Source organism: Streptacidiphilus sp. EB129 (genome assembly GCF_041262645.1).
In the GTDB taxonomy this organism is placed as follows: Bacteria; Actinomycetota; Actinomycetes; order Streptomycetales; family Streptomycetaceae; genus Streptacidiphilus.
Genome location: NZ_JBGCCS010000020.1, coordinates 108,131 through 133,532, shown reverse-complemented (window position 1 = coordinate 133,532; position 25,402 = coordinate 108,131). Strand labels below are relative to the sequence as shown.

The 25,402-nt window shown below is 71.4% G+C and carries 23 protein-coding genes and 2 pseudogenes; 12 read left to right on the top strand and 13 right to left on the bottom strand.

Features of this window, described 5'->3' with window-relative positions; translation table 11 throughout:
• The first annotated feature begins 228 nt into the window (after positions 1-228).
• Positions 229-981 (top strand): DedA family protein, encoded by a 753-nt coding sequence (locus ABH925_RS23875; RefSeq protein WP_370150881.1) that lies wholly within the window; start codon positions 229-231, stop codon positions 979-981.
• Between the two features lie 28 nt (positions 982-1,009).
• Here the strand turns inward: ABH925_RS23875 and ABH925_RS23870 are convergent, their stop codons facing one another.
• Genes ABH925_RS23870 through ABH925_RS23860 form a run of 3 tightly spaced genes read right to left on the bottom strand, consistent with a single transcriptional unit; the run spans position 1,010 to position 3,663 of the window.
• The gene (locus tag ABH925_RS23870; protein WP_370150880.1) at positions 1,010-2,227 is read right to left on the bottom strand and encodes an NAD(P)/FAD-dependent oxidoreductase; all 1,218 of its coding nucleotides are present in this window, start codon (positions 2,225-2,227) and stop codon (positions 1,010-1,012) included.
• On the bottom strand, positions 2,224-2,418 hold the full coding sequence (locus ABH925_RS23865; RefSeq protein ID WP_370150879.1) for a ferredoxin: 195 nt from the start codon (positions 2,416-2,418) through the stop codon (positions 2,224-2,226). The genes ABH925_RS23870 and ABH925_RS23865 overlap by 4 nt, the downstream gene beginning before the upstream one ends.
• A gap of 45 nt (positions 2,419-2,463) precedes the next feature.
• A complete protein-coding gene (locus ABH925_RS23860; RefSeq protein ID WP_370150878.1) occupies positions 2,464-3,663 on the bottom strand; it encodes a cytochrome P450 in 1,200 nt (399 codons plus the stop codon).
• 210 nt (positions 3,664-3,873) lie between these two features.
• Between ABH925_RS23860 and ABH925_RS23855 the strand changes: the two genes are divergently transcribed.
• Positions 3,874-4,470 (top strand): MarR family winged helix-turn-helix transcriptional regulator, encoded by a 597-nt coding sequence (locus tag ABH925_RS23855; protein WP_370150877.1) that lies wholly within the window; start codon positions 3,874-3,876, stop codon positions 4,468-4,470.
• 266 nt (positions 4,471-4,736) lie between these two features.
• Positions 4,737-5,516, top strand: coding sequence for a GNAT family N-acetyltransferase (locus tag ABH925_RS23850; RefSeq protein ID WP_370150876.1), 780 nt, complete (start codon positions 4,737-4,739; stop codon positions 5,514-5,516).
• A gap of 59 nt (positions 5,517-5,575) precedes the next feature.
• Here ABH925_RS23850 and ABH925_RS23845 read toward each other — a convergent pair whose 3' ends face one another.
• Entirely contained in the window at positions 5,576-6,790 is a 1,215-nt protein-coding gene (locus tag ABH925_RS23845; RefSeq protein WP_370150875.1) for a hypothetical protein, read from the bottom strand.
• A gap of 241 nt (positions 6,791-7,031) precedes the next feature.
• On the opposite strand from ABH925_RS23845, the gene ABH925_RS23840 reads away from it, so the two are divergent.
• Positions 7,032-7,286 (top strand): hypothetical protein, encoded by a 255-nt coding sequence (locus ABH925_RS23840; RefSeq protein ID WP_370150874.1) that lies wholly within the window; start codon positions 7,032-7,034, stop codon positions 7,284-7,286.
• A 57-nt stretch (positions 7,287-7,343) separates the two neighbouring features.
• Positions 7,344-9,167, top strand: coding sequence for a glycoside hydrolase family 15 protein (locus tag ABH925_RS23835; protein WP_370150873.1), 1,824 nt, complete (start codon positions 7,344-7,346; stop codon positions 9,165-9,167).
• Positions 9,168-9,178: 11 nt separating this feature from the next.
• On the opposite strand, the gene cydB is transcribed toward ABH925_RS23835, so the two are convergent.
• A complete protein-coding gene (gene cydB, locus ABH925_RS23830) occupies positions 9,179-10,228 on the bottom strand; it encodes a cytochrome d ubiquinol oxidase subunit II (protein ID WP_370150872.1) in 1,050 nt (349 codons plus the stop codon).
• Positions 10,229-10,256: 28 nt separating this feature from the next.
• Entirely contained in the window at positions 10,257-11,642 is a 1,386-nt protein-coding gene (locus tag ABH925_RS23825) for a cytochrome ubiquinol oxidase subunit I (protein WP_370150871.1), read from the bottom strand.
• Positions 11,643-11,972: 330 nt separating this feature from the next.
• Here ABH925_RS23825 and ABH925_RS23820 point away from each other — a divergent pair.
• A pseudogene (locus ABH925_RS23820) lies at positions 11,973-12,215 on the top strand (NAD(P)-binding protein); the annotation flags it as partial.
• 70 nt (positions 12,216-12,285) lie between these two features.
• The gene (zwf, locus tag ABH925_RS23815) at positions 12,286-13,665 is read left to right on the top strand and encodes a glucose-6-phosphate dehydrogenase (RefSeq protein ID WP_370150870.1); all 1,380 of its coding nucleotides are present in this window, start codon (positions 12,286-12,288) and stop codon (positions 13,663-13,665) included.
• A gap of 163 nt (positions 13,666-13,828) precedes the next feature.
• On the opposite strand, the pseudogene ABH925_RS23810 reads toward zwf, so the two are convergent.
• The 3 genes and pseudogenes from ABH925_RS23810 to ABH925_RS23800 form a co-directional block, all read right to left on the bottom strand.
• A pseudogene (locus tag ABH925_RS23810) lies at positions 13,829-14,146 on the bottom strand (sodium:proton exchanger); the annotation flags it as partial.
• Complete coding sequence (locus ABH925_RS23805) at positions 14,143-15,450, bottom strand: chloride channel protein (protein ID WP_370150868.1); 1,308 nt, start codon at positions 15,448-15,450, stop codon at positions 14,143-14,145. The gene ABH925_RS23805 and the pseudogene ABH925_RS23810, both read right to left, overlap by 4 nt.
• A 176-nt stretch (positions 15,451-15,626) precedes the next feature.
• Positions 15,627-16,601 (bottom strand): alpha/beta hydrolase family protein, encoded by a 975-nt coding sequence (locus ABH925_RS23800; protein ID WP_370150867.1) that lies wholly within the window; start codon positions 16,599-16,601, stop codon positions 15,627-15,629.
• A 173-nt stretch (positions 16,602-16,774) separates the two neighbouring features.
• Between ABH925_RS23800 and ABH925_RS23795 the strand changes: the two genes are divergently transcribed.
• Positions 16,775-17,371: a TetR/AcrR family transcriptional regulator gene (locus ABH925_RS23795; protein WP_370150866.1), complete on the top strand. Its 597-nt coding sequence runs from the start codon at positions 16,775-16,777 to the stop codon at positions 17,369-17,371.
• Positions 17,372-17,446: 75 nt separating this feature from the next.
• Here the strand turns inward: ABH925_RS23795 and ABH925_RS23790 are convergent, their stop codons facing one another.
• The 3 genes from ABH925_RS23790 to ABH925_RS23780 all read right to left on the bottom strand — a co-directional run bounded on the left by ABH925_RS23790 (position 17,447) and on the right by ABH925_RS23780 (position 19,584).
• Positions 17,447-18,031 (bottom strand): flavodoxin family protein, encoded by a 585-nt coding sequence (locus tag ABH925_RS23790; protein WP_370150904.1) that lies wholly within the window; start codon positions 18,029-18,031, stop codon positions 17,447-17,449.
• Between the two features lie 148 nt (positions 18,032-18,179).
• Positions 18,180-18,842, bottom strand: coding sequence for a class I SAM-dependent methyltransferase (locus tag ABH925_RS23785; protein WP_370150865.1), 663 nt, complete (start codon positions 18,840-18,842; stop codon positions 18,180-18,182).
• Positions 18,843-18,909: 67 nt separating this feature from the next.
• Positions 18,910-19,584 (bottom strand): hypothetical protein, encoded by a 675-nt coding sequence (locus ABH925_RS23780; protein WP_370150864.1) that lies wholly within the window; start codon positions 19,582-19,584, stop codon positions 18,910-18,912.
• A 154-nt stretch (positions 19,585-19,738) separates the two neighbouring features.
• Between ABH925_RS23780 and ABH925_RS23775 the strand changes: the two genes are divergently transcribed.
• The 3 genes from ABH925_RS23775 (at position 19,739) to ABH925_RS23765 (ending at position 22,939) form a co-directional block, all read left to right on the top strand.
• On the top strand, positions 19,739-19,933 hold the full coding sequence (locus tag ABH925_RS23775; protein ID WP_370150863.1) for a hypothetical protein: 195 nt from the start codon (positions 19,739-19,741) through the stop codon (positions 19,931-19,933).
• A gap of 50 nt (positions 19,934-19,983) precedes the next feature.
• Complete coding sequence (locus ABH925_RS23770) at positions 19,984-21,480, top strand: flavin-containing monooxygenase (protein WP_370150862.1); 1,497 nt, start codon at positions 19,984-19,986, stop codon at positions 21,478-21,480.
• A 184-nt stretch (positions 21,481-21,664) separates the two neighbouring features.
• Entirely contained in the window at positions 21,665-22,939 is a 1,275-nt protein-coding gene (locus tag ABH925_RS23765; protein WP_370150861.1) for a globin domain-containing protein, read from the top strand.
• 56 nt (positions 22,940-22,995) lie between these two features.
• Here the strand turns inward: ABH925_RS23765 and ABH925_RS23760 are convergent, their stop codons facing one another.
• Positions 22,996-23,988 carry an ArsR/SmtB family transcription factor gene (locus ABH925_RS23760; RefSeq protein ID WP_370150860.1) on the bottom strand — a complete coding sequence of 331 codons (993 nt, stop codon included), beginning with the start codon at positions 23,986-23,988 and terminating at the stop codon, positions 22,996-22,998.
• 60 nt (positions 23,989-24,048) lie between these two features.
• Here ABH925_RS23760 and ABH925_RS23755 point away from each other — a divergent pair, with 60 nt between their 5' ends.
• Positions 24,049-25,266 carry an MFS transporter gene (locus ABH925_RS23755; RefSeq protein ID WP_370150858.1) on the top strand — a complete coding sequence of 406 codons (1,218 nt, stop codon included), beginning with the start codon at positions 24,049-24,051 and terminating at the stop codon, positions 25,264-25,266.
• Positions 25,267-25,402 lie beyond the last annotated feature (136 nt).

Genomic DNA, 25,402 nt, shown 5'->3' with positions numbered 1-25,402 from the left:
GGGAGGGCGTCGATGGTGTCGATGGTGTCGATGCCGGGCAGGACTTCCGGTGCGGTGACGGCCGTCCCTGTGCACCCGCGACCCTGTCGGGGAATAACCAGCGGGGAATAACCGCCGGTAAGTGGAACTTGGAATCTCTGGCAGCGGTCGAAGCTTTGGAGGCGACGTGAAAGGTGAGGACGTCACTCGGCATCCCGACCCGTCGCCGGGTCTCGAAGCGAACCTCCGGTGATAGGCGCCGGGTTCGTCGCGTCGATCGGCGTCTGGGCCTATGTGCTCGTGTTCGCCCTGATCATGGGCGAGACCAGCGCCTTCGTAGGGATCGTCTTTCCGGGTGAGTCGCTCGTCCTGTTCGCCGCCGCGGTGGCCAGCAGTGGCCACCTCAACGTGTTCGGCCTGGGCGCGGTCGTGATCATCGGGGCCATAGTCGGCGACTCGGTCGGCTTCGGGGTCGGCCGCTGGTCCGCGCGCAGCGGGCAGGCCGAGCGGCTGCGCCGGTGGGCCGAGCGACAGCACCTGGCACGCCTGCTGCGGGACCGGGTCGCCTTCCGCTCCGGAACGCGACGGGCGAATGATCTGATGCTGCGTCATGGCGGCGCGGCTGTCTTCGTCGGGCGCTTCGTCGGTTTCGTGCGCACCTTCGTGCCCTTCGCGGCAGGAGCCGCGGGCATGCCCTATCGCCGCTACCTGCCCTACACCGTCGCCGCCTCAGTTCTCTGGGGTACCGGGAACGTCCTGGTCGGCTTCTTCCTGGGCGCTTCCGGCGAGCGCCTTGTGGACAGCGCGGGCTTCGTCCTGGTCGGAGTGCTGGTGGCGGTCGCAGCGGCGGTGGCGACGGTCCGGTGGCTGCTGCGCCGACGCCGCCGCAGTACCCCTGCGCGCACGCCGGTGCCACCCCCGCAGCAGCACACCCTGCGCAACGTCGCAGTCGCCGACACCGACGCCGCGTCCCTGCCCGCGCATTCGGACCAGCAGCTCTGAGGCCACCCGGGGAGCACGGCGCCGCAGTTCAGACAGTGCCGCGCATCGTCGGGCTCCGGCAGCCCGCCTCGACCAGCAGTTCCCGATACGTGCGGGTCGCACGCGGGGAGTTGACGCCGACGACTCCCAGAACCCGGCCTCCTGAGGTGTAGCGGGCGACGAGCCGGCGTTCGGCCCAGGAGCCCTCCAGGAGGTCGACGCGATCGGCTCCCCTGGTCCGGCCATAGATCTGGATCCTGAGATCGAACTGGTCGGACCAGACGTAGGGGACCGGGTCGAAGGGCGCTGCGTACCGGTGCCCGGCCAGGATGTTGCGGGCGACGGCGAGGCCCTGTTCCGCGGCGTTGGTACGGTGCTCGATCCGTGTCGGCCGACCGGTTCGCGGGTGCGGCCAGCACGCGACATCGCCGGCCGCCCAGACGCCGGAGCCCGCGTACAGGGTGGCGTCGCACTCCACCCCGTCGGCGGTCCGCAGACCGCTGCCGGCCAGCCACTCGGTGTTGGGGATCGAACCGATGCTGACCAGCACCGCGTCCGCCTCGATGGTCCGCCCGTCCGCCAGTCTCACTCCCGAAGCCCGACCGCCGTCGGCCAGGACGGCCTCGACGACCACGCCGGACTCGACCCGGACGCCGTGCTCGCGGTGGACTTCGGCGAGCAGCTCCCCCAGCCCGGTGCCGAGGACCGCCGCGAGCGGGGTGGACTCATCGGTCACGAGGGTGACCCGGCAGCCGAGTTCCGCCGCGACCGCGGCGGCCTCGGCGCCCAGGAATCCGGCGCCGACGACGACCAGCCGCACGGGGGGCCGTGCCGGGGCCCGCAGCGCCTCGCGCAGCGCCAGCGCGTCCTCCATGGTGCGCAGCGCGTGCACCCCTGCCAGTCCCTCGGTACCGGGCAGGCGGCGCGGTCGCATGCCGGTGGCGACCACCAGCGCGTCGTAGCCGACGCGCTCCCCGGCCGCGAGGGAGACCTCGCGCGCCACGGTGTCCAGTGCGACGGCGCGTGCCCCCAGGCGGAGGGTGACGCCGAGTTCGTCCAGCGCCTGTGGGCTGCGCAGCCTGAGGCGCTCGGCGTCCCAGGCGCCGGAGAGCAGTTGCTTGGACAGCGGCGGCCGGTCGTACGGGAGATGCCGCTCCTCGCCGATCAGGGTGACCTGGCCGGCGAAGCCCTCCCGGCGCAGGGTTTCCACCACGCTCAGGCCGGCGGCCGATGCGCCGACCACGGCCACCCGGGAGGGACTGCTCACTCCCGCACCCCGATGGCGGACGCGGGGCAGAGCGCGGCGGCCTGGCGTACCTGCCGGTGCTCCCCGGCCGGCGGGTCGGCGTCGAGGAGGACGACCAGGCCGTCCTCGTCCCGCTGGTCGAAGACCTCCGGGGCGGCGAGCACACAGTGTCCCGCGCCGCAGCAGCGGTCGAGGTCGACGGTGATGTGCATGGGTGATGTCCTTTCAGCCGGGGGGGGTTGCCGAGCCGGGGATTCCTACCAGGCCACCGGCAGTGCGTGCACGCCGTAGATCGCCATGTCGTGCCGGAAGCGGACGTCCTCGAACGAGCAGGCGAGTTCCAGTCCGGGCAGGCGGCGCAGCACGGTCTCCAGGGCGATCTGGAGCTCCAGCCGCGCCAGCGGCTGCCCCAGGCACTGGTGCACCCCGAAGCCGAAGGCGACGTGGTGCCGTGCGTCCCGGTCCACGAGGAGTTCGGCGCCGTCCGTGAAGGCCTGCTCGTCGCGGTTGGCGGCGTTGAGCATGACCAGGACTCCGTCACCGGCCCGGATGGTCCGGCCCCCGATGGTCACATCCGCCACCGCGGCCCGGCCCAGGCCCGAGTGGACGATCGTCAGCCAGCGCAGCAGTTCCTCCACCGCTCCCCCGGTCAGCGAGGGGGTGTCGCGCAACCGGGCCAGCTGTTCCGGGTTCCGCAGCAGCGCGAGGATCGACAGGGCGGTCATGTTCGCGGTGGTCTCGTGCCCGGCGACCAGCAGCAGCAGTCCCGTGGCGGCGACCTCCTCCGGGGTGAGCTCGCCCCGCGCGACGAGACGGCTGATGATCCCCTCGTCGGGCTCCTTCTGCTTTTCCTCGGCGAGCCGGGTCAGGAACTGCCGCAGATCGCGCCGCGCACCACCGACGTCGTCCGGCGTCGAGTCGTTGTGGAGCAGGATGCGACTGCGGTCCTGGAAGAACTGGTGGTGCTCGTAGGAGACGCCCAGGAGGCGGCAGATCACCAGCGACGGCAGCGGCAGGGCGAACTCGGCCACGAAGTCCGCCTGGGACTGACGGGCCGTCATCCGGTCGAGGAGGTCGTCGGCGATGCGCTGGATCTCCGGGCGCATCGCTTCCACTTTTTTGATCATGAAGTCCGCGGTGAGCATGCGGCGCAGCCGGGCGTGTTCCGGGTCGTCCATCCGGATGAAGACCTGGGTCTCCTCGGCCAGTGCCCTGCGGCCGGCGCTGAGGTGGGGGAAGCCCGGACGGCTGCCGTCCGAGCTGAACCGCGGGTCGCTCAGGACGGCGCGGACGTCCTCGTGCCGGGTGACCATCCAGCACCGGGACCCGTCCCACAGCGTGACCTGGGTGACCGGGGCCTGCTCGCGGGCCCGCTCGTAGGAGGGCGGCGGAGCGAAGGGGCAACTCCCCCGGGTTGCCGGGACGGTGAGGGGTTCTGCAGCTTCCGCGGTGGTCATCGGGACTCTCTCCTCGCTCGCCGGTGAACGCGTCGCCGGGGCCGGCTCGATCCCCGGAGATAGTTAGGTACCGAAAGCATCTAACTTTTGGATCGTAACGCGTGCACATGCCAACGAAAAGGAGGCGCCGCCGTCCGGATCAAGGTTGGCCGGATGCCGCCCTCACGGCTTCGCCCGGCCGCCCCGCCCGGCTACCGCTACAGTTCGTCCATGCCGGACGCCGCAACGGGCCAGGACTCCGCCGCGGGCCAGGACGCCACCGCCGCGCTGGAGAAGGTGCTGGCCTCCCTCGCCTACCTGCTCACACGGTCGCAGGCGCACGACCGCCAGGCCCAGCGGGCCGGCGTGACCGCCGCACGCTCGGACATCTACCTGCTGCTGGCCCTGGAGGGCTCCGGCGGCATCAGCCGTATCGGCGACCTCGCCACCCGACTGCTGGTGGAGTCCCCCCATGTGACCCGACAGATCGTCACCCTCCAAGCCCAGGGCCTCGTCGAGCGCACCCATGACACACAGGACCGGCGGGCCCGGCAGGTGGCCATCACCGCCCAGGGGCGGGCCCTGCTCACCCGCCTCAGAGAAGCGAATCAGGCCAGTCTGCGCGAGGCGCTCCAGAACACCGACGAGGAACAGATCACCGCCACCGTCGCCGTGCTCCACCAGATCATCGAGCACTTCGCGCCCCGGATCCGCGGCCGGGCCGACCCCGGCGACCCGTCCGCCCGGGACGGGTTGACAACGGCCCACTCCACCCCGACGCCCTCGTCCCCGGCGCCCTCCGTCGCTGACTCGTCGGCGCGGACCTGACCGCAACCATCCATCGATCGAATACGCGGTTGCGTGCCGCGGCCACGAGTGGGCACACTGACCGGGCGAGTTCCGCCACCCGGGCTCGTAACCTTCCACGCCCGAACAGAGGATGACGCCCCGTGACCTGGCGAGCCGCTCCCGCGGCCGTCGGTGCGCTCGACCCGAGCGACCCCGCAGCTCTGCGGCGGGGCCGGCGTCTGCGGCATCCCTGCATCCCCTGCCCGTGAGCCGGGCAGCCTTTCGGACGTAAGGTGTTCACCCCGATGTTTGCTTCCCCCCGTTCCACCGTGCCCGCACGCGTCGCCGCCTACATGCGGGCCGACATCACCCGACGGTCCGACCACCTGCGGGTCGGGCCGTTCCTCGCGGCGCTCAACCCGCACACCGCCACCCTGGGCCGCAACTTCGCGGTCCCGATGGACGGCGCGCGGCCCAGCCCGGCCGAGGTCGCGGCACTGGTCGCGGCCTTCGAACGCCATGACCGGATCCCGCGCCTGGAATACGTGACGGGCGCGGCGCCCGAGGCCGAGGTCGCCCTGATCAGGGCGGGGTTCACCGTCGACGGGCGGCTGGCGATGCTGGCGTGCCCCTCCGGGGCGGCGATCGATCTGCCGCTCCCCGCAGGCATCGCCCTCTCGGCGGTCACCGAGGCCGGTGACCTCCGGGACGCCGTCGACGTGCAGAACGAGGCCTATGGTGAGCCCGCCTCCGCCGGCTCGCACGACCTGGACCGTCTCCAGGCCCTGATCGGACGTGGCGGCCTCGTCGCCCTGGCGCGGGACGCGGCCACCGGTCGGCCCTGCGGCGCGGGGCTGGTCACCGAGCCGCAGGGCGGAGTGTCCGAGGTCGCGGCCGTGGCGACCCGGATGGACTACCGCAGGCGCGGGATCGCCAGTGCACTGGCGTCGCTGCTGACTCGCGCCGCCCACGACGGCGGAGCCGGCCTGGTGTTCCTGGACGTGGAGGGCCCGGCCGAGGAACTCGTCTACCTCCGCGCCGGCTTCGCGCGCGCCGGGGAACGGGCCTGGGTCTCCCTGCACTGACAGACCGTCCGGTTTCCCGCGGTCCCGCCACGGGAAACCGGACCGCCCCGTCCCTGGGGTCAGAGGCCGCCGGCCACCGCGGCGGCCGGCGGTTCGTCGACCGTGCCGGGCGCGTCCAGGAACTCGACGACGGCGACGGCTCCCAGGACCACCACGGTCAGCCAGAAGACGACCCAGCCGGTGGGATAGGTCCACAGCGCCAACGCCAGAGCCGCCAGCAGGAGGACCGCGAGCAGCACCCAGCGCTTGAAGCGGTGCACCCACGGCCCCACCGGACCGAGGCCGAAGCCGGACCTGTCACGGAGCCAGGCGATGCCGAGACGGCACTTGCCGCGCACGAGCACCGCGTACCTGCCGCTGCCCCCCGCGTAGGCGCCGAGCGCCACGACCAGGCCCAGCACCCCGACCGCCCGGACGGTGTGGCGCAGGAAGAACACCAGCTGGTCGAAGATCGCCGCTGCGGCGGGCTCGGAGGAGTCGGCGGGCAGATGGTCGAGAAAGATGTGACGTGCGGCCGCGAGGCCGATCCCCAGGACCAGCATCCCCACCGCGACTCCGAGGGCCGCGGCGACCAGGGCCCGCCGCCTGCGGGCGGCGAGCATCACCCCGCCGGCGGCGATCAGCACGGTGATCAGCGGAAGCCAGTTCCCGACGGCGTTCAGCAGCCGGTAGCCGGTCTGGATCTTGGCGACCTCGCTGGAGGTGAACAGCGTGAACGTGGAGTTCACCGTCGGGATGTGCGACGCCGCGCCGAGTCCCCTGGCGACCAGTTGCTGCTTCACCTGGTCGACGGCCGGTCCGAGTTGGAGGACCACGTTGTTGCCCTGGAGCTGGAGCGCCGCTGACTTCTTCCCTGACAGCACGTTGTTCACAGCGGTGTGCGCGGTGCGGATGGCACCCGTCCAGACCGTCGCGAAGGCGCTGCTGGTGACGACCTTCTGGGACACGGTGTGGACCAGACTGGTGACGCCGTTGGTGACCGGCCCGGCCAGCAGGCCCTGCAGGGCGGCGGCCGCCTTCGGCGGCACCCGGGTCCCGGCGAGGGCCTGGCTGGCCTGCGCGACGAGGGAGGGCACATCGAGCTGCTGCACGACCAGGTCGGTGATCCGGTTGCTCGCGGCGTCCTGGACCGCGGGGTTGCTCGCCAGCGGGGACATGGTGGCCACGAACCGCGTGGTGTCGGTGATCTCGGAGCGCGCGAACACCGCCACGACACAGAGCGGGGCCAGCACCCACGCGACGACCAGCAGCACGAGCGAGCTGCTCGAACGCATTCGGTGGTGCTCCGGCCGCGTCGAGGACGCACTGCTCGCGGACGGTGAGTCGTCTGTCGCCACGCCTGGCCTCCCTGGGCCTGCCTGGGCCGCTGAATCGAGGCCTCTGCTCCTGAATCAGCGGAACCCGCCTCGGGACGTCGCGCGACCCGGGCAGCGCGAACAGGTGACCGCCCACCGTGATCACCGGCATTCGGCCGGCCGGCGTGCGTTCTCCGGCCATGGGCGTTCTCATGGTCATATGGAGCCGCATCCGGCCGTCGCCTACACCAACGAACTCCTGGCCCTGACGAAAGACCTCGATCAGGCCACGGCCTCGGATTTCGTCCTGCGCGTCTACGACGGCGGCGCCTACGAGGGCAGAAGGACCGCCCTCGCCACCGCCGCGGCCGACGAGAACGAGAAGGACGCCCAGATCCGCAGACTCGCCGAACGCCTGCAGGCCCTGGGCGAGGATCCGCTCGCCATCGCGAGGACCATGCGCGGGACCGGCTGATCACGGACACTCGCAGAGCTTTGGTCGGGGGAAGCTCACCGACACACTGGAGCACGCATGGACCGCTACCCGCCCATCGCCGACCACGGCCTGGTGGGGGACCTGCAAACCGTCGCCCTGATCTCCTCCCAAGGCGTCCTCGACTGGTTCGCGGCCCCTCGGTTCGACTCGCCCAGCGTCTTCGCCGCCCTGCTCGACCACGACAAGGGCGGCTACTTCCGGCTGGCGCCCGAGGGCTCCGAGGCGACCTGCCGGCAGTTGTACTACCCGGACACCGCCGTCCTGGTCACGCGTTTCATGTCACCCGACGGGGTCGGCGAGGTCATCGACTGGATGCCCCCGGACCACTCCGGCCAGGCCACCGACCGGCACACACTGCTGCGGGCGGTGCGGGCGGTGCGCGGCACCGTCCGCTTCACGCTGGACTGCCGCCCGCGCTTCGACTACGGGCGCGCCGATCACCAGCTCCACCTGGACGCCGAGGGCGCCGCGTTCCGCGCACCGGGGATCTCGATGCACCTGAAGGCCACCTTCCCCCTCGAACGGGCGGACAAGGATGTCCGGGGCTCGGTGACCCTCAGCGCCGGGGAGAGCGCCGGAGTGGTGCTGACCGTCTGTGCGGCCGACGGCGCGGCGCCCCCGGCGCCCACCGTCGAGGGCCTCACCGATCAGCTCTGGGACACGGTCAACTACTGGCAGCGCTGGGTGCGTACCTCGAACTACAGCGGCCGCTGGCCGGACATGGTGCACCGCTCGGCCATCACGCTCAAGCTCCTCACCTACGCGCCCACCGGGGCCCCGATCGCCGCGGCGACCATGGGCCTGCCCGAGCAGGTCGGCGGCGAGCGCAACTGGGACTACCGCTACACCTGGGTCCGTGACGCCTCGCTGTCGGTCCGTGCCCTGCTGGACCTCGGATTCGCCGACGAGGCCGCCGGGTTCACGCACTGGCTCGGCGACCGCGTCCAGGACCGGCTCGACCTCCCCGGGGAGCGGCTGCAGATCATGTACCGGGTCGACGGTGACCCGCAGTTGAGCGAGGAGATCCTGGAGCACTGGGAGGGATACCGGGGCTCCTACCCCGTCCGGGCCGGTAACGCCGCCATGGACCAACTACAGCTCGACATCTACGGTGAGGCCTTCTACGCGATGGCCGAGGGCCGTGAGATCGGCATTCAGGCCGGCTACCAGGGCTGGAAGGGGGCGGCGAAGACCCTCGACTGGCTCGCGGACAACTGGGACCGGCCCGACGAGGGCATCTGGGAGACCCGTGGCGGCCGCAAGGACTTCACCTACAGCCGGGTGATGACCTGGGTCGCCTTCGACCGCGGCATCAAACTGGCGCAGGAGTTCAGTCGGCCCGCGGACATCATCCGCTGGCGCGACACCCGCGACGCCGTCCTCGAACAGATGATGACCCGCGGGTGGAGCGAGGCCGAGAAGGCCCTGGTCCAGCACTACGGCGGCGAGGACGTGCTGGACGCGTCGCTGCTGCTGATCCCCCGGGTCGGCCTGCTGGCCCCGCGGGATCCGGCGTGGCTGTCCACGCTGGACGCGATCGACCGCAAGCTGGTCTCCGACAGCCTGGTCTACCGCTACGACCCCGCGGCCTCCCCCGACGGCCTGCGCGGGTCCGAGGGCACCTTCAGCCTGTGCTCGTTCCTGTACGTCGACGCGTGCGCCCGCGCCGGACGCCTGTCACCGGCCCGGTACGCCTTCGAGAAGATGCTCACCTACGCCAACCACGTGGGACTGTTCGCCGAGGAGATCGGCCCCTCCGGGGAGCAGTTGGGCAACTTCCCGCAGGCCTTCACCCACCTCTCCCTGATCATGGCGGCCACCACCCTCGACGAGGCGCTGGACCAGCAACTGCGTCGATGACACCAGGGCCGTCACTCGCCCGAGGCCGAGGAGCCCGGCCCGGCGCCGGGCTGCTGCTCCGGCGCCGTCTGGAACTGCGCGCTGGAGACCCGCCTGCGGAAGACGTGGTAGGTCCAGCCCTGGTAGGCCAGGACCACCGGGAACAGGACGATGGCGACGACGCTCATCACCTTCAGCGCATAGGCCCCGGAGGCGCTGTTGTTCACGGTCAGGCTGAACGCGGGATCGGTGCTGGAGACCATGACGCGGGGGTAGAGGTCGACGAAGAGCGACAGGACGGAGGTGGCCATCGCGAAGGTCGTCGCGGTGAAGGCCCACCCCTCGTGGCCGGAGACCACCAGCCAGGTCGCCGCGAGGACCGCGAGAACGGCCATCAGCTGAACGATGCTGGGCAGCACTCCCTTGCCCGCCGTGGAGTGCGTCCACGGAAGGAAGGCCAGCACGGCCAGGGCGGTGAGCGGGGCCAGCCGACGGGCCAGCAGGGAGGCCCGGCGCCGCACCTGGTCGGTCGTCTTCAGGGTGATGAAGGTGGCGCCGTGCAGCAGGCAGAGCAGCACCAGGGTGATGCCGGTGAAGACCGAGTAGGCCGGGAAGAGATCGGCGAAGGAGCCCGCGAACTCCTCGTTCTGCCCGATCGGAACGCCGTGGAGCAGGTCGCCCAGGGCGATGCCGGTGAGCAGCGGGACGAAGAAGCTGCCGAGGGTCAGCAGGGTGTCCCAGGTGCGTCGCCACCGGACGCTGTCGATCTTTCCCCGGAACTCGAACGACACCCCTCGGACGATCAGCGCCACCAGGAGCACGACCAGGGCGAGGTAGAACCCGGAGAACATGGTCGCGTACCAGGCCGGGAACGCGGCGAACATGGCCGCGGCCGCGACGATCAGCCAGACCTCGTTCCCGTCCCACAGCGGCCCGATCGTGTTGATCACCGCGCGTCGGCCCGCCTCGTCGCGGGCGACCACGGTGTGCAGCATGCCCACGCCGAGGTCGAAGCCCTCCAGGACGAAGAATCCCGTCCACAGCACGGCGGTGAGGATGAACCAGAACGTGGCGAGCGCCATGTGCCTAACCTCGTGGGTCTCTTGCTTCTCAGTAGCTCAGGGACGGGACGGGGGAGTCCGCTGCGGCGGGGCCGGGGGCGAGCCCCCCGCGTGCGTGACGTGTCATCAGAACGCCTGCCACCACGGCCAGTGCGGCGTAGAGGACGAGGAAGACCAGGATGCTGATCGCCACGGTGGTCGTACCGACCGACGGGGACACCCCGTCTCTGGTGAGCTGCAGGCCCTGCACGATCCACGGTTGCCGGCCGTTCTCGGTGAGCAGCCAGCCTGCGGTGTTCATCAGGAAGGGCAGCACGACCACCCATACCGCGGCCCGCTGGAACCAGTGCGACAAGGCCAGGGTCCGGCGTCTGATCGCCCACAGCCCCCACAGGCCGACCACCAGGACGAGCACGGCGAGATACGCCATGACCCGCATGGACCAGTACTGAACGAAGATGTTCGGCACGTAGCTGCCGGCTCCGAACTGCTGCCGGTACTGGCTCTGGATCTGGTCCAGCCCCAGCACCTTCCCGTTCCAGTGGTTGGTCGCCAGCAGGGACAGCAGGTGCGGCACTGCGATGATCTTCGTCGGGGTCTGGTCGTTGTTGCCCCCGCCCACCTGGAACAGGGAGAACGAGCAGGGCTGGCAGGTGGTCCACTGGGCTTCGGCTCCCGCGATCTTCATCGGCTGGTACGTGCCCTCGGTCACCCCCAGTTCGCTGCCGACCAGCATCGCCAGCAGGAGCGTGGGCACCAGCACGACCAGGGCCAGGCGCGCCGACGCACCGAACGCGTCCGGGGCGGCGCCCTTGCGCAGCTGCCATGCGGACACTGCCAGCATCACCACGGCGCCGGTCACCAGGGAGGCCAGCAGGACGTGCAGGTATCCGCGCAGGAACACGGGGTTGGTGAACAGCGCCCAGACGTCGTCGAGTTGCGGTCGTCCGGTCGAGGCGTCGAGGGCGTAGCCGACCGGATGCTGCATCCACGAGTTGGCCGCCATGATGAACGCGGCCGACAGCGTGCCGCCTGCCGCGACAGCCCAGATCGTGGCGAGGTGCAGGCGTTTGGGCAGCCTGTCCCAGCCGAAGAGCCACAGCCCGAGGAAGGTCGACTCGAGGAAGAACGCGGCCAGACCCTCCATGGCCAGCGGGGCCCCGAAGACGTCACCGACGGTGCGCGAGTACGCCGACCAGTCCATACCGAACTGGAACTCCTGGACCAGACCGGTTACCACCCCGACCGCGATGCTGATCACCATCAGTGTCCCGAAGAACCGGGTCAGCCGGAGGTAGTCGCCCTGTCCGGTGCGATGCCAGGCGGTCTGCAGAAGGGCCGTCAGAGAGCTGAGCCCGATGGTGACCGGGACGAAGAGGAAGTGGTAGATCGACGTCATGGCGAACTGGAGACGGGCAAGGTCGAGCTGGCTCATGCACGGACCTTCGTCCCTTATTGCCGATCAATTACCTTTTATGCCTTTCCGGCAGTACAGCACAGACCGGGCTCGCCGAACGCGGGACACCGCGCGGTTAGCCCTGTCGGGCGCGGCCCGATCGGCTGCCGCCGCAGCGGCCTTCCGCGCCCTGGGCGGCGCCGCGACGCCTGCGGTCGCCGTCCCGCGCAGGTCGCTATAGCGTGCGAAGTGGCATGACCTGTCCGCAGAGGACCGCTGAACGGGCGCGCCTCGGTGCGCGACCGGGCGCCCACGAGTGAACCGGGCCGCGGCCTCAGCAGCAGGAACCACCCCAGAACGGAACCCCGCGTGGCTGACGATCAGAGCTACGACGTCATCGGCACCGGCGCAGGCGGCGGCACGCTCGCGCACCGACTGGCGCCGACCGGGAAGCGAGTCCTGATCCTCGAACGCGGGGACTACCCGCCGCGCGAACGCGACAACCGGGACTCCACCGCCGTGTTCGTCAAGGGAAAGTACCGGGCTCCCGAGTACTGGTACGACAAGGACGGGAACGAGTTCCCTCCCGAGGTCAACTACTACGTGGGCGGACCCCGCGGCTGAGCCGACCGGTCCCCGCCGCACCCGAGCGGGAGAGAATCAGAGGCAGGAGAGTCCAGAGATGGCGACGCAACAGATGGACGCGCTGGTGATCTTCGGAGCGACCGGCGACCTGGCCAAGCTGGAGACGTTCCCCGCCCTGGTCGGACTCGTCGAACGCGGGGTCCTCGACGTACCCGTGGTCGGGGTCGCGAAGAGCGGCTGGGGTCTGGAGCAGTTCCGGGCCTACGCCGAGGCTTCGCTCACCCTGAACGGCGTGGACCCCGGATCCCCGGCCGCGACGAAGATGCTCGGGCTACTGCGCTACGTCGACGGGGACCTCGACGACGACGCGACCTACCAGCAGATGTCCGACGCCATGGGAAGCGGCAAGCGGGCCCTGTACTACCTCGAGGTCCCGCCGCCGCTGTTCGCCCGGATCGCCAGGGGAATCGCCACCGCCGGCCGTGCCGAGGGCGCCCGGGTGATGGTCGAGAAGCCCTTCGGCAACGACCTGGAGAGTGCCCGGAAGCTCAACGCGACCGTGCACGAGTACTTCTCCGAGGACGCGATCTACCGCGTCGACCACTGGCTCGGACTCGACCCCGTGGAGAACGTCCTGTTCGCGCGCTTCGCCAACTCGGTGATCGAGCCCCTGCTGAACCGGACGCACGTCGAAAGCATCCAGATCACCATGGCCGAGGCCTTCGACGTCGCCGACCGCGGCCGGTTCTACGACCGGGCCGGGGCCATCCGCGACGTCGTGCAGAACCACATGCTGCAGGTGCTCGCCACCGTCCTCGCCGACCCGCCCTCCGGCCAGGGCGGCCTGGAATCCTGGCGCGACTCCAAGGCGCACGTGGTCTCCTCGCTCCACCCGCTGGGCCCGGGGCACACCGTGCGCGGCCAGTACGAGGCCTACCGGCAGGTCGACGGCGTCGACCCCGACTCGACCGTGGAGACCTTCGCCGCCATCCGCCTCAGCGCCGACTCGTGGCGTTGGGCCGACGTGCCGATCCTCATCCGCGCCGGAAAGTGCCTTCCGGTCACCGCCACCGAGATCTCCGTCAAGTTCCGCAGCGCACCGCACGACGTGTTCGGCCTGCGGCCGACACCCGCCGCCAACTCCCTGAGGTTCCGGATCTGGCCGGAGACCCAGGTGGGTCTGACCCTTGCCGGGAAGCTGCCCGGCGGCGGCTGGCGGGCCAAGCACGAAGAACTCTCGTTCAGCGAACAGCCCGGCTCCGACATGCGCCCCTACGACCGTCTCATCGGCGCGGCGCTCGACGGCGACCGCTGGCTCTTCGCCCGGCAGGACACCGTCGAGGCCGCCTGGCGCATCGTGGACCCGATCCTGGGCAACGTCGTCCCGGTCCACCCCTACGCCCGGGGCACCTGGGGTCCCAAGGAGGCGGACGCGCTGCTCCCGCACGGAGACACCTGGCACGACCCGGCCGGCTGAGGCCGGCCCGCCGGCGGTACCTAGGGCCGCGCCCGCCGGGGCGCTCCGCCGCCACGCCGGAGCACGCGCCGCCAGATGCTCCGCTGGACACGCAGCGCGAGGACGCCCACGAGGACGAGCACGACGACGTTCAGCAGCAACTGGAGCAGCGAACCCCAGGCCTCGCTGATCTGCTGGTGATGAGCGCCCCGAGCGAGATCAGCCGGACGACCGCCCGACGCGTGTGACCCGTCAGCCGTTGCAGGTCGAGCGCGAGGCCGGCGTCGTAGAGGATCACCGCCACGGACAGCGAGACCAGCGGTGAGAACGCCGGTCCGAGGAGGTGCTGGGGGTTGACGTCGCCGGTCAGTGCGCCGGCGGTGAAGCCCACCGGCAGCAGGATCACCAGGGCCGGGAAGCGGAGTCGACTGGCCACGATCTGGCAGCCGACCGCGAGGACCAGGGTCAGTCCGACGCCCAGCAGGATCTGGCTGGTCGTCACGGACGTCCCCCGTCGAGTGGCGCGGATGCCGGAGCGGTGGTCGGAGCGGTGGCCGGCGGCGGTGTGAGGCGGGAACACATCACCTGGCAGACCACGACGGCGACGATCACCAGCGGCATGACCGTCAGACCGTCCTGTCCCAGCAGCAGGGTGGCCAGCAGGACCGAGGTCATCGGCAGTCTGAGCATGGCCACCGACATCGCTCCGATCCCCATGGCGGCGCCCGCGACGACGGGCAGTCCGGGGAGATGCGCCAGCGCGATCCCGCCCACGGCGCCGAGGAACATCGCCGGGAAGATCGGGCCACCGCGGAAGGCCGCCAGGGACGCCCCGTAGGCGAGCCACTTGCAGGCCAGCAGCAGCGTCAACGCGCCCACGGTGTAGTCCGGGTTGTGCAGCAGGAGTTGAGGCAGCGAGGACTGGCCCGAGAACAGCACGTCGGACCACGGCTTTCCGGTGCCCTCGGCGTAGCCGATGGCGAGCCCCGCCACGCACAGGCCGGCCAGCGGGGTGAGCAGCGCGCGTCTGCGGTTCACCTGCCGCTGGGCCAGCAGCGCCAGACGGTGGACTCCGGTGCCGAGCAGGGCCGCGCCGCACCCGATGACCAGAGCCCAGCCGAACTGGGCCACGTCGGGGTGGCGCACGGCCGGAAGGCCGGGAATCGACAGGGTGACCGTGCCGACCCCGGCCAGGGAGCCGAGTCCGATGAAGACGAGATCGCCGACACCGGCGGCGAGCAGGCCGGGCAGCAACACGATCCCGAGCATCGGGCCGCCGAGTCCCGACGCCTCCATCAGCAGGAACGCCCCCAGCAGCGGCGACCCGAGCAGCGCGCTGACGGCGGCGAAGCTCCCGGCCGCGCCCACCACCGCCTGGGTCCTGGCGTCGGCCCCGGGCTGGATCAGCCGGACGGCGTACACGGCCAGGCCGCCGCCGAGGGTGATCAGCGGCGCCTCGGGGCCGAGGACGGCACCGAAGCCGAGCGAGGCCAGTGCGGCGAGGAGGATGCCGGGGAGATCGGCGGCCACGGTGACACCCGCGGTCTTGAGGCCTTCAGCCGGCTCGTGACCGCCGGTGCCGGGCAGGTAGCGCACCGCCGCCCCGACCAGGACGCCTGCCAGCGCCAGCGGCGGCAGCGGCCACCAGGCCGGTGGCCGCGTGAAGCCCAGCGCCTTGGGGAGATCGGTGTAGAGCACCGTCTGGAGATGGGAGACGGCCTGAAGAAACCCCCAGGCTCCCGCCGAGAGGACGGCCCCGAGGACGGCGGCCAGCAGCAGGAGTACCAGGTACCCCCTCGATCGCAACGGGGCGAAGGGATCCGCGGCCACCGACGCCGGGGGGCCTGCGACGGGCCCGTCCGGTGATTCCACATCGTCTCCTCAGCGCCCGCGACCGTGCTGCCTCTCGGTCGATGGTGACAGCAGGGAGCGGCATATCGCCTTATTTCACCCCCATCCGGGCGTCGGGCCCCAGGCCGGTGCTAGTGGGATTCGACCCCCTTGGATTCGACCCGCCCGAACGGACTGGGTCCGGCCGTCAGCGTGTCGCACGCCGCCTGCCAGGCGGAGTCCCCGGGGTAGAGCTCGCTGCGGAGGTAGGCCCAGGTGAGTCGCGCGACCGCGGCCACGCGCTCGGGGTTCTCGTCCGTGGTCTCGGCCACGTCGTATCCGGAGACCCCGCCGAGCCCGTGCTCCGCCTCGAACAGGGTGAACAGCGACTTGGGGCCCGGGGAGAGGAGGTACGGATCGGCGTGCCAGTCCGCGCCCCGGACCGTCAGGTGGGGAGAGGTGTCCTTGTCGCCGGCGACCACCAGCGTGGGCGTCGTCATCGCGGAGAAGTCCGTGGTCAGGAAGAAGGAGAGATTCCGGGCCACCGACTCGGTCAGCGCATCGCCGCCCCTGCCGGGCGCGGCAAGCAGCACGCCCGCCCTGATCCGGGGCTCGGCGAGGTTCACCTCCGTTCCGTCCTCGGGATCGGTGAGCCGCGCGCCCAGCAACAGGCTGGCGGTGTGGCCGCCCATCGAGTGCCCGGCCACGGCGACCCTGCTCCGGTCCAGGCGCCCGTGGAGCTGCGGGACGGCGGCCTCGATCTCGTCCAGCCGGTCGAGGATGCGCGTCATGTCCTCGGCCCGCGATCGCCAGTGCAGCGGCGCCCCGGGGGTGCCGGGGTCCAGGCGCAGCGTCGTCGAGCTCAGATGGGTCGGCTGGATTACGGCGAAGCCGTGCGCCGCCCAGTAGTTGACGAGCGGGGCGTAGCCGTTCAGCGAGGAGAGGTGGTTCGAGTAGCCCTGACCGTGCGAGAGCAGGATGACCGGCAGGTCGGTCCCGGTCACCGGCGCGGAGACCCGCAGCTGCAGGTCCACGGCCCGGTCGGGAGCCGGCAGCACTACCGGGCCGACCGAGAGGACCGGGCTGGGCGAGCTGATGGTGCCGGGTGTGTTGGTTGATTCACTCATGGTGCGTGTTCCCTTCGATGGCCTCTGCCGCCGGTCCCGTTCGGCCGACGGCGGGCAAGGCGGCCGGGGGGCCGGGAGCGTCCGGCTTCGGCTACCCTGAAAGCGGATCGCTGTTCCGATTAACATACGGAGCACTGCTCCGTTTTGTCAACGGCCGTCGGAAGGAGAGCGTGGTGCCCACTGCAAGCACGTCCGGGGAGGTGCCGGCCCGAAGCAAGCGGGCCGACGCGGTTCGCAACCAGCAGACGCTGCTCGCGGCCGCCGCCGCGGTGTTCGTCAGCTCCGGAGTCGACGCGCCGATCCGTGAGATCGCGGCCAGGGCGGGCGTCGGGATGGGGACGATCTACCGGCACTTCCCGACCCGGGCGGATCTCGTCGTCGCGGTCTACCGCCACCAGGTCGAGGCATGCGCCGAGGCCGGCCCGACCCTGCTGGCCGGCTCGGGCTCCCCGCTCGTGGCGCTCCGTCAGTGGGTGGACCTCTTCGTCGACTTCCTGGTCACGAAGCACGGGCTCGCCCACGCGATGCAGTCGGACAGCGGCGGCTTCGAGGCGCTGCACAGTTACTTCCTGGACCGCCTGGTGCCCGCCTGCGCGCAGCTGCTCGACGCCGCGGTCGAGGCCGGCGAGATCAGCCCCGGCACGGAGGCCTACGAGCTGATGCGCGGGATCGGCAACCTCTGCGTCGGACGTGACGGCGACCCGCGCTACGACCCCCGCCGCCTGGTCGAGCTGCTCCTCCGCGGACTGCAGCGACCGCAGTCGTCCTGACGTCGGCGACACCGGGACGGATCCGGGGTCGCCGACATCGAGCGGGGCCGGCAGGGCACCCCTGCCGGCCCCGGTTCACTCCGCTTCGTAGGGGAAGCGGGCCAACGGCGCCTCCTGGGCGAAGAAGGTCTTGGCCCGGACGGCGGCCCGCTCGTCCGCGAGTACCTGGCCCGGCCGGGAGCCGTTGCCCAGCAGTACGCCACCGAATCGCATCCCCATGTAGGCCGCCGTGTGGTTCAGGGTGAGCACCAGCGGCTCGGCGACCTCCTCCTCGCGGTGCGCCAGCGCGGTCACGCCCCAGAGCGTGCGGCCGGCCATCTTCGCCTTGAAGCCGGGGTCGGGGGTGGACAGCCACTTCGACCAGTAGTCGAGGTAACGCTTGGCGTAGGACGACACGGAGTACCAGTAGAGCGGCGAGGCGATCACCACGTCGGTGGCGGCGAGCGTCGCCTCCCACAGCAGCGCCTCATCGCTCTCCTCCTGCGGCCAGGAGTCCGCCGCGTGGCGGGCGTCGTAGTAGTCCGGCAGGTGAAGCTCCGCCAGGTCCAGCCACCGCTGGTCGGTGTCGCGGGGCAACTGCTCCGCAGCCGCACGAGCCAGCAGTTCGGTGTTGCCGTCCTTTCGGGCACTGCCGAGGAGGAAGAGGAACGAGCGGGCCATGGTGTGCTCCAGGGTCACCGGGGGTCGTTCTTCGGCCTGCGCCGCGCCCCCGCGCTTCGATTGCGTTTCCCGCCTGCAACCGCCCTCCACCAGCCGGTATTCCGCCGCCCGGCGGGGATCCTCAACGACCTCGACCAGTTGCCCGCGATCACTGAGGCAGTGTCACGGTGACGCGCCACAGGCGACGGGGGAGGTCGCCCTCCTCGAACGGGTGGACCTGCGGCACGCTCCAGCCCTCGGCGAGGGAGTCGACCAGGTCGCGTGGGAAGAAGTGCACGGCGAAGCCTCCGTGCTCGTAGATGTCGTCGCCGTGAGCGGTGCCGGTGCCGCAGTGGGCGTCACCGGTGTGGCGCACGGTGTAGACGAACACCCCACCCGGGCGCAGGACGCGGCGGATCTCGCCGACGAGGGCCTGGATCTGCGGGGTCGTCAGCGCCATGCAGAGCAGCATGTGCGCGAAGACCGCGTCCACCGAATCGTCCGGGTACGGCAGCGGGTCACGCACGTCGTGCACGACGGTGGTGATCCGCTCGGTGACGTTCTGGGCCAGGGCGTCGGCGCGCAGCTGCTCAAGGCCGGTAGCACTGAAGTCGGTGGCCCGCACGGTGAAGCCCTCGCGGGCGAAGTGGAGGGCGTCGCGACCATGACCGGCACCGAGCTCCAGTACCTCCCTCGCCCCGGCCGCGCGGAACGCTACGGCGGCGTACACCGCCGGCTCCGACGGCCTCTCGCCGTACATCCCCGGATGCGCGGCGTAGGTGTGCTGCCAGTGTCCGCGCTGGGCATCGGCCAGTGCGTCCTCGTCGGTCATGGATCCTCGCTTCCCGGGTCAGCCCAGCCGTTGAGGTCACCCCGACGGCGACGGCCGCGCGCCCGCCTCAGCTCACGAACTGCTCGTCGCCGTAGCGCAGCACGGCCTTCTTCCCGTTGACGCCGAGTTCGGTCGCGAACTTCCGGGCCAGCGGCAGGTCGGCCAGTGGGGCGACCAGGATGAGCCGCCCGTCCAGGGTGGTCGAGCCGCCGCCGAGCCGGTCGCGCGCCTCGGGGTCGGCGAGCAGCGCGTCGTGCAGCCGGGTCGAGTTGACCCCGGGGGCCTGGATCTCGACCGCGTCGGTCTCCGCCGACGTCCTCGGCAGGCAGCGGAACGTGAGCACCGACTCCTGGTGGTACTGCTTGGCGATGACATCGGCGATGTGGTGGAGCCCGTCGCGGCCGACCCTGTTGACGTCGAACTCGCGTGAGCGCTCGTAGGTGGCCTGCTTCAGGTCGGCGGACCAGAAGACGCCGTTCAGCAGGGTCGATGCGCCGGACCTCGCACCGTTGGCGCGGATGATCGCGCGTACCTCGTGCGCGAAGCGGGTGAGGGGGGTGCTGAGTCGGGGGTCGGCCGGATCGGTGATGATCTCCGTGTTGTCGGTGGCGAAGACCTCCGCCGTCGGGCAACCGGGGGCGGCCGGGCTCGCCTGCGCGTTCCCCGCGCCCGCAACCCCCAGCGTCAGGGCGGCGACCGCGACCACGACGGTCAGCCGCCGGTGCATGATGACGTTCTTCATGGCGTGATCAACGAGCCATGACCGCGTCGGTTGCGTTCGCCGCCCACATTGGCACGGCCGGCTTGAGGCAGCAGCGAAACTCCGGTGCCACGTACGGGTGATGACGCCGTGGTTTCGGCGCAACGGGGTGTCCTGGTCGGCACGATGGCTGTGCGTGCACGACGAGATTCCCGGTTTCCACCGGAACGGCTCGCCGTGCGGCGCCATCTGCCGGAAACGATGGAAAGCAGACACTGATGCGCGAGGCCCGCCGTTGACCACCCTGAACACCATGACCAACCTGAACGCCGTGAACGCCATGAACGCAGGAAGCCGGGCTGCCGCCGGCCCGGCCGGACCGGCGCTGTGATCCCCGGTCAGACCACGCGCGCCGGCAAGCCCGTGCCCGTCGGGAAAGACGTGCGCGTCCTGGTCGTCGGGGCGGGGTTCTCCGGTATCGGCGCCGCCATCAGGCTGCGCCAGGCGGGATTCCGCGATGTGCTGATCCTGGAGAAGGCGCGGCAACTGGGCGGCACCTGGCGCGAGAACACCTACCCGGGCTGCGCCTGTGACGTGCCCTCGACGCTCTACAGCTACTCGTTCACCCCGGACACCGCCTGGAGCAGGGTCTTCGCCGGGCAACGGGAGATCCACGACTACCTGCGGACGACGGCCCAGCGGTACGGGCTCTCCGACGTCCTGCGCTGCGGGGTGGAGGTGCACGCGGCCCGGTGGGATCCGGCGGCCGGCCGCTGGCGGCTGGACACCAGCGACGGCCCCTACAGCGCCGCGGTACTGGTCCTGGCCACCGGGCCCTGGCACGTCCCGCGTCCCCTGGAGGTCCCCGGGATCGACGGGTTCGCCGGGCCCGTGCTCCATACCGCCCGGTGGGATCAGGGCGTCGACCTGTCCGGCCGCCGCGTGGCGGTGGTCGGCAGCGGCGCCTCCGCCGTCCAGGTCGTCCCGGCCGTCGCGGCGCAGGCGGCCGCCGTACACGTCTTCCAGCGCACCGCCCAGTGGGTGCTGCCCAAGCCCGACCTGCCCGTACCCGCCGCGTTCAACCGGGGCCTGAGCCAGGTGCCCGGCGCGCGTCACGCCCTGCGCGCCGGGCAGTACGCACTCCAGGAGGGCTTCGGCTACGCCTTCCGCCACCCGCCGCTCGCCCGCCTCGTCGAAGCGGGCGCGCGCGCCCACCTGCGGCTCGCGGTCCCCGACCGGCAACTGCGCCAGCAGCTCACCCCGGACTACCGGCTGGGCTGCAAGCGCCTGTTGACCTCCAGCACCTTCTACCCCGCCCTGAGCCAGCCGCATGTGCGCCTGCACCCCACCGCCGTCGCGGCCGTACGCGGGAACGAGGTCCTGGGCGCGGACGGCAGCACGGCCCGGGCCGACGTCCTCATCACCGCGACGGGCTTCCGCATCGGCGAACTGCCGCTGGCCCGCAGCCTGCACGACGCCGACGGCCGGACCCTGCACGAGGCCTGGGCCGGCGAGCCGCAGGCGTATCTGGGCACCACGGTCAGCGGATTCCCCAACCTCTTCCTGCTGCTGGGCCCCAACCTGCTCGGCGGCTCCACCTCCGCGATCACCGTCCTGGAGGCCCAGCTGAGCTACCTCACCTCCGCCCTGGCCCACCTCGACCACAGCGGCCACCACGCCCTGGACGTCCGGCCGGCCGCCCAGGCGGCACACAACACCGAGGTCCAGCACGCACTGCGGACCACGGTGTACAACACCGGCGGCTGCACCAGCTACTACTTCAGCCCCGGCGGACGCAACACCTTCGCCTGGCCCTGGTCCACCGGCAGACTCATCCGCCAACTGCGCCGCTTCGACCCTGATTCCTACTCCGTCGTCACCCCGGCCGGAACCGATCAGCCGTCCCGGGTGGCGGGGGGAACCGGCATGCTAGGTTGATGCTCATGCGTCAAATGCGTGTCGAATGTGGATGGTTTGTAGCGATCCGTACTCCGTCCTGAGACAGGGTTGCGCCTCCTGAGTGCCCTGTGAGCAGAATCTGGGCAGCTCCTGGCCGGATGCCGAGCTGTGATGCCAACGGGGGATGTCATGCGAAGTTCGTTGCGATCGGGAGCAGTCCTCTGTGTGGTTCCAACCCCGGCAAGCCCGAGATACGACCCGCTCTGAGAATCCCGACACCGCGATACCGGGCGCCCTCTGGCAGGAGTCGCCGGACGCCGGCAGCGAGCCGGCACCGGACGAAACAGCACCGGACGACAGCGGCGGTCTGACAAGCCGTGACATCGCCCTGATACGGGCGAGCCTGGGTGTGGTCGAGCCGCTCGCGGCCGATCTGGCGGTCTATTTCTATTCGATCCTGTTCACGCGATACCCGCAGGTCAGAGACATGTTTCCGCCGGGTATGGACGTCCAGCGCGGACGCCTGCTGCGAGCGCTGCTGCACATCGTGGACCTCGTCGACGACCCGGAGGGCCTGCAGCGCTTCTGCTCGCATCTGGGGCGCGACCACCGCAAGTTCGGCACCGAGAACGCGCACTACGACGCGGTCGGGGAGTGCCTGCTGGCCTCCCTCGCCCGCTTCGCCGGCCCCGCGTGGAGCCCCGAGGTGGCGCGCGCCTGGACCCTCGCGTACACCACCGTGGCCCAGGTGATGATGCAGGCCGCGGAGCAGGACGCCCAGGTGCGGCCCGCGGTGTGGGGTGCCCGGATCATCCACCGGCAGCACTTCTCGCACGGCATAGCGGCGATCACCGTGCGGCCCGACCAGCCCTACCCGTACGCCGCCGGACAGTACGTCAGCATGGAGACACCGTGGTGGCCGCGGGAGTGGCGCTACTACTCCCCGGCCAACGCGCCGCGCGCCGACGGCACGATCACCTTCCACATCCGCGCCCTGCCGTCCGGCTGGGTGAGCAACGCCCTGGTCCGGCGCTCGACCGTCGGCGATGTGGTGCGGCTCGGACCGCCGATGGGCGACATGGTGCTCGATCCCGCCTCCAGCCGCGACATCCTGTGCGTGGCCGGGGGCACCGGGCTGGCCCCGATCCGCGCCCTCGTCGAGGAGAGCGCCCGCAGCGGGAACCAGCGCCAGATGGACGTCTTCGTCGGAGCCCGGACCGCCGACGAGCTCTACGGGCTCGACGACATGCTCCGCTTCGCCCAGCGCAACCACTGGCTCAGCGTCCGGGCCGCCGTCTCCGACGAGGACATCCTCGGACTCAGCGGGTCGCTGCCCCAGGTGCTGACGGAGTTCGGGCCCTGGTACCGGCACGACGCCTACCTCAGCGGCCCCGCCCCCATGGTCACCGCCGCCGCGGACGTCCTGACACGCACCGGAGTCCCGCGCTCGCGCATCCGCTACGACCCGCTCGACGTCCCGGCCCTGTCCGTGACCTGAGCCGGCCGATCGCCCTCGCGGCTCCGGTGGTTGCTCCGACGGTGACGCGAGGTACGTCAGCACCCGGTGCGGGCCGAGGTCCGGGCCGTGGTCAGGCCGTCGCCGACGGCGGTCCGGTAGTAGAGCACCGAGCGCCCGGCCCGGCGCCGCGACACCAGGCCCGCGTCCAGCAGCACCCTGAGATGCCGTCCCACCGACCCCAGCCCCTGCCCGGTCAGCGCCACCAGTTGCGTCGTGCTCAGCGGCGCCGCGAGCAGCACAAGGACCTGCGCGCGAGCCGCCCCCAGCAGCCGCTCCAGCGCCTCCGGAACCGGCTCCCGGCCCGGTTCGGCCAGCCGTCCGGAGCACTGGTAGAAGACGGCGTAGCCCCGGTGATCGCCGTCCCAGGCGACCCAGCCCGCCTTGGGCGTGACCGGGACGAAGGTCAGCCGCGTCCCGGAGATGTCCCGCGGCGGATAGTCGTGCCGGTTGATCTGGAGCCGGCCGGTTCCCAGCCAGCGCATCCCCGGGCGCATGTCGTCCAGTGCCGCCGCCCAGCCGCCGAGGCTCAACTGCCGGGTCCGCGCGACGATGTCGGCCTCGACGACGCGGCGCCGGCGGTCCCAGTCGGGCCGGACCGTCTCGGTCCAGATCCACGTCAGCAGGTCGGCGGCGCGGTCGGCCAGTCCCGACGCCGTCAGCAGCACACCGGGCAACGGACGGCCCATCAGCGAGACCTCCAGATTCGCCCGGACCTCCGCGTCCGAAATCGCCCGGAGCTCGGCCAACTCGTCGTCGAACGAGGCCCGTTCGACGAGGAACGGCGGCTTGGTCAGGAAGTCGGCGGTCCAGGTGGCGCCGGTCGCGGCGGCGAGCAGGGCCTCGGTGACCGGGTCCGCGGCCAGGTACGCCCGGAAGCCGGGCAGATGGCGGGACAGCCACGCGCGCTCGTCGGCCGCGGTGGCCGCACACCGGACCAGCGCGAACAGGCAGGCGGTGGCCTCGGCGAGCGGGGAGACGACAAAGCGGCTCGACACCAGGGTGTCGGCGTCCAGCAACCACCAGCCCATGTTTCGCCCCCCGGCGAAACTCTACCAAGACCCGCCCGACGGCCCTGAGACTCCAGCCTCATGAATACCTATCGGGACCTGTTCCGCGCCCCCGAGTTCACGCCCTTCTTCGCCACCGCCGCCCTGCAGGTGGCGGCCACAACGGTCCGCGGGCTGGCCCTGGCCGTCCTGGTCTACGTCGGCACCGGATCGCCGCTGCTGGCCGCGCTGAGCATGTCCGGTCCTTCGGTCGCGCAGGTCGTCGCCGCGGTGTTCCTCCTCTCCGCCGCCGACCGGCTTCCGCCGCGCGCCGCGACCGCGGGGATGGCGCTGTTCTTCGCCCTGACGACGGCGGTCATGGCGGTTCCCGGCGTTCCCCTGTGGGCCGTCTTCGTCCTCCTGCTGGCGAACGGGCTGGTCGCGGCGGTGGGCGGCGGGGTCCGCTACGGACTGCTGACCCGGATCCTGCCGACCGAGGGCTATCTCCTCGGCCGCTCGGTCCTGAACATGGCCACCGGCGCGTTCCAGATCCTCGGGTTCGCCCTCGGCGGCGTACTGGTGACGACGCTGTCGCCGCGTGGCGCGCTGGTGGCGAGCGCGGCGCTGTTTGTGGCCGCCACGCTCGCCTCGCTCGGTCTCACCCGCAGGGCCCCACGCGCGGCGGGTCGCCCCTCCGTCGCCGAGACCTGGCGAACAAACGCACGACTGTGGTCACTTCCCGCACGCCGCTACCTGTTCGTCGCGCTCTGGGTGCCCAACGGTCTGATCGTGGGCTGCGAATCCCTGTTCGTGCCCTATGACGTGCGCCGCGCCAGTCTGCTGTTCGCGTTCGCGGCCTTCGGCATGCTCATCGGTGACACCGTGGCCGGACGGTTCCTCCCGAAGCGCTGGCGCGAGCGCCTGGGCGCACCGCTCCGGCTGCTGCTGGCCGGGCCGTACCTGATCTTCGCCCTGCATCCGGGGTTCGCCGTCGCGTCGGTGGCCGTCGCACTGTCAGCGGTGGGATACGCGTCGAGCCTCCTTCTCCAGGAACAGCTCATCGCGGTGACCCCTGAGGACGTCCACGGCCAGGCCCTCGGTCTGCACTCCGCCGGAATGCTCGCCATGCAGGGCATCGGCGCGGCACTCGCCGGCGCGATCGCCCAACAGACGTCCCCGGCCGTCGCGATGACGCTCCTGGCGCTGGCCTCGGTCGCGGTGACGGTGTGGCTGGCCCCCGGACTGCGCGACGCCGCGCGTGCGGTCCGGCCGTCGCCGCCGCGCAGGGAACCCGCACTCGAACCCGACACGCACGCCTGACCGGCCGCGCGCCGTGGCCGATGCGACGGCGACGGCGACGGTCGGCTTCGCGTCGGCCCGGTGCACGGTTCTCGCCGAGCGGGCCGCGGCGCGCGTCGACCCGGGTGATCGGTCGGCGCCATCAGGCTGACGTTCC

Bases quoted from the DNA above. Each gene is read 5' to 3' on its own strand.
- ABH925_RS23800 (WP_370150867.1), bottom strand. From the start codon at position 16,601: ATGAGTGAATCAACCAACACACCCGGCACCATCAGCTCGCCCAGCCCG.
- ABH925_RS23865 (WP_370150879.1), bottom strand. From the start codon at position 2,418: ATGCACATCACCGTCGACCTCGACCGCTGCTGCGGCGCGGGACACTGT.
- ABH925_RS23840 (WP_370150874.1), top strand. From the start codon at position 7,032: ATGGAGCCGCATCCGGCCGTCGCCTACACCAACGAACTCCTGGCCCTG.
- ABH925_RS23785 (WP_370150865.1), bottom strand. From the start codon at position 18,842: ATGACCGACGAGGACGCACTGGCCGATGCCCAGCGCGGACACTGGCAG.
- ABH925_RS23790 (WP_370150904.1), bottom strand. From the start codon at position 18,031: ATGGCCCGCTCGTTCCTCTTCCTCCTCGGCAGTGCCCGAAAGGACGGC.
- ABH925_RS23845 (WP_370150875.1), bottom strand. From the start codon at position 6,790: ATGCGTTCGAGCAGCTCGCTCGTGCTGCTGGTCGTCGCGTGGGTGCTG.
- ABH925_RS23855 (WP_370150877.1), top strand. From the start codon at position 3,874: ATGCCGGACGCCGCAACGGGCCAGGACTCCGCCGCGGGCCAGGACGCC.
- ABH925_RS23760 (WP_370150860.1), bottom strand. From the start codon at position 23,988: ATGGGCTGGTGGTTGCTGGACGCCGACACCCTGGTGTCGAGCCGCTTT.
- ABH925_RS23835 (WP_370150873.1), top strand. From the start codon at position 7,344: ATGGACCGCTACCCGCCCATCGCCGACCACGGCCTGGTGGGGGACCTG.
- ABH925_RS23755 (WP_370150858.1), top strand. From the start codon at position 24,049: ATGAATACCTATCGGGACCTGTTCCGCGCCCCCGAGTTCACGCCCTTC.
- ABH925_RS23850 (WP_370150876.1), top strand. From the start codon at position 4,737: ATGTTTGCTTCCCCCCGTTCCACCGTGCCCGCACGCGTCGCCGCCTAC.
- cydB (WP_370150872.1), bottom strand. From the start codon at position 10,228: ATGGCGCTCGCCACGTTCTGGTTCATCCTCACCGCCGTGCTGTGGACG.
- ABH925_RS23780 (WP_370150864.1), bottom strand. From the start codon at position 19,584: ATGAAGAACGTCATCATGCACCGGCGGCTGACCGTCGTGGTCGCGGTC.
- ABH925_RS23825 (WP_370150871.1), bottom strand. From the start codon at position 11,642: ATGAGCCAGCTCGACCTTGCCCGTCTCCAGTTCGCCATGACGTCGATC.
- ABH925_RS23860 (WP_370150878.1), bottom strand. From the start codon at position 3,663: ATGACCACCGCGGAAGCTGCAGAACCCCTCACCGTCCCGGCAACCCGG.
- zwf (WP_370150870.1), top strand. From the start codon at position 12,286: ATGGCGACGCAACAGATGGACGCGCTGGTGATCTTCGGAGCGACCGGC.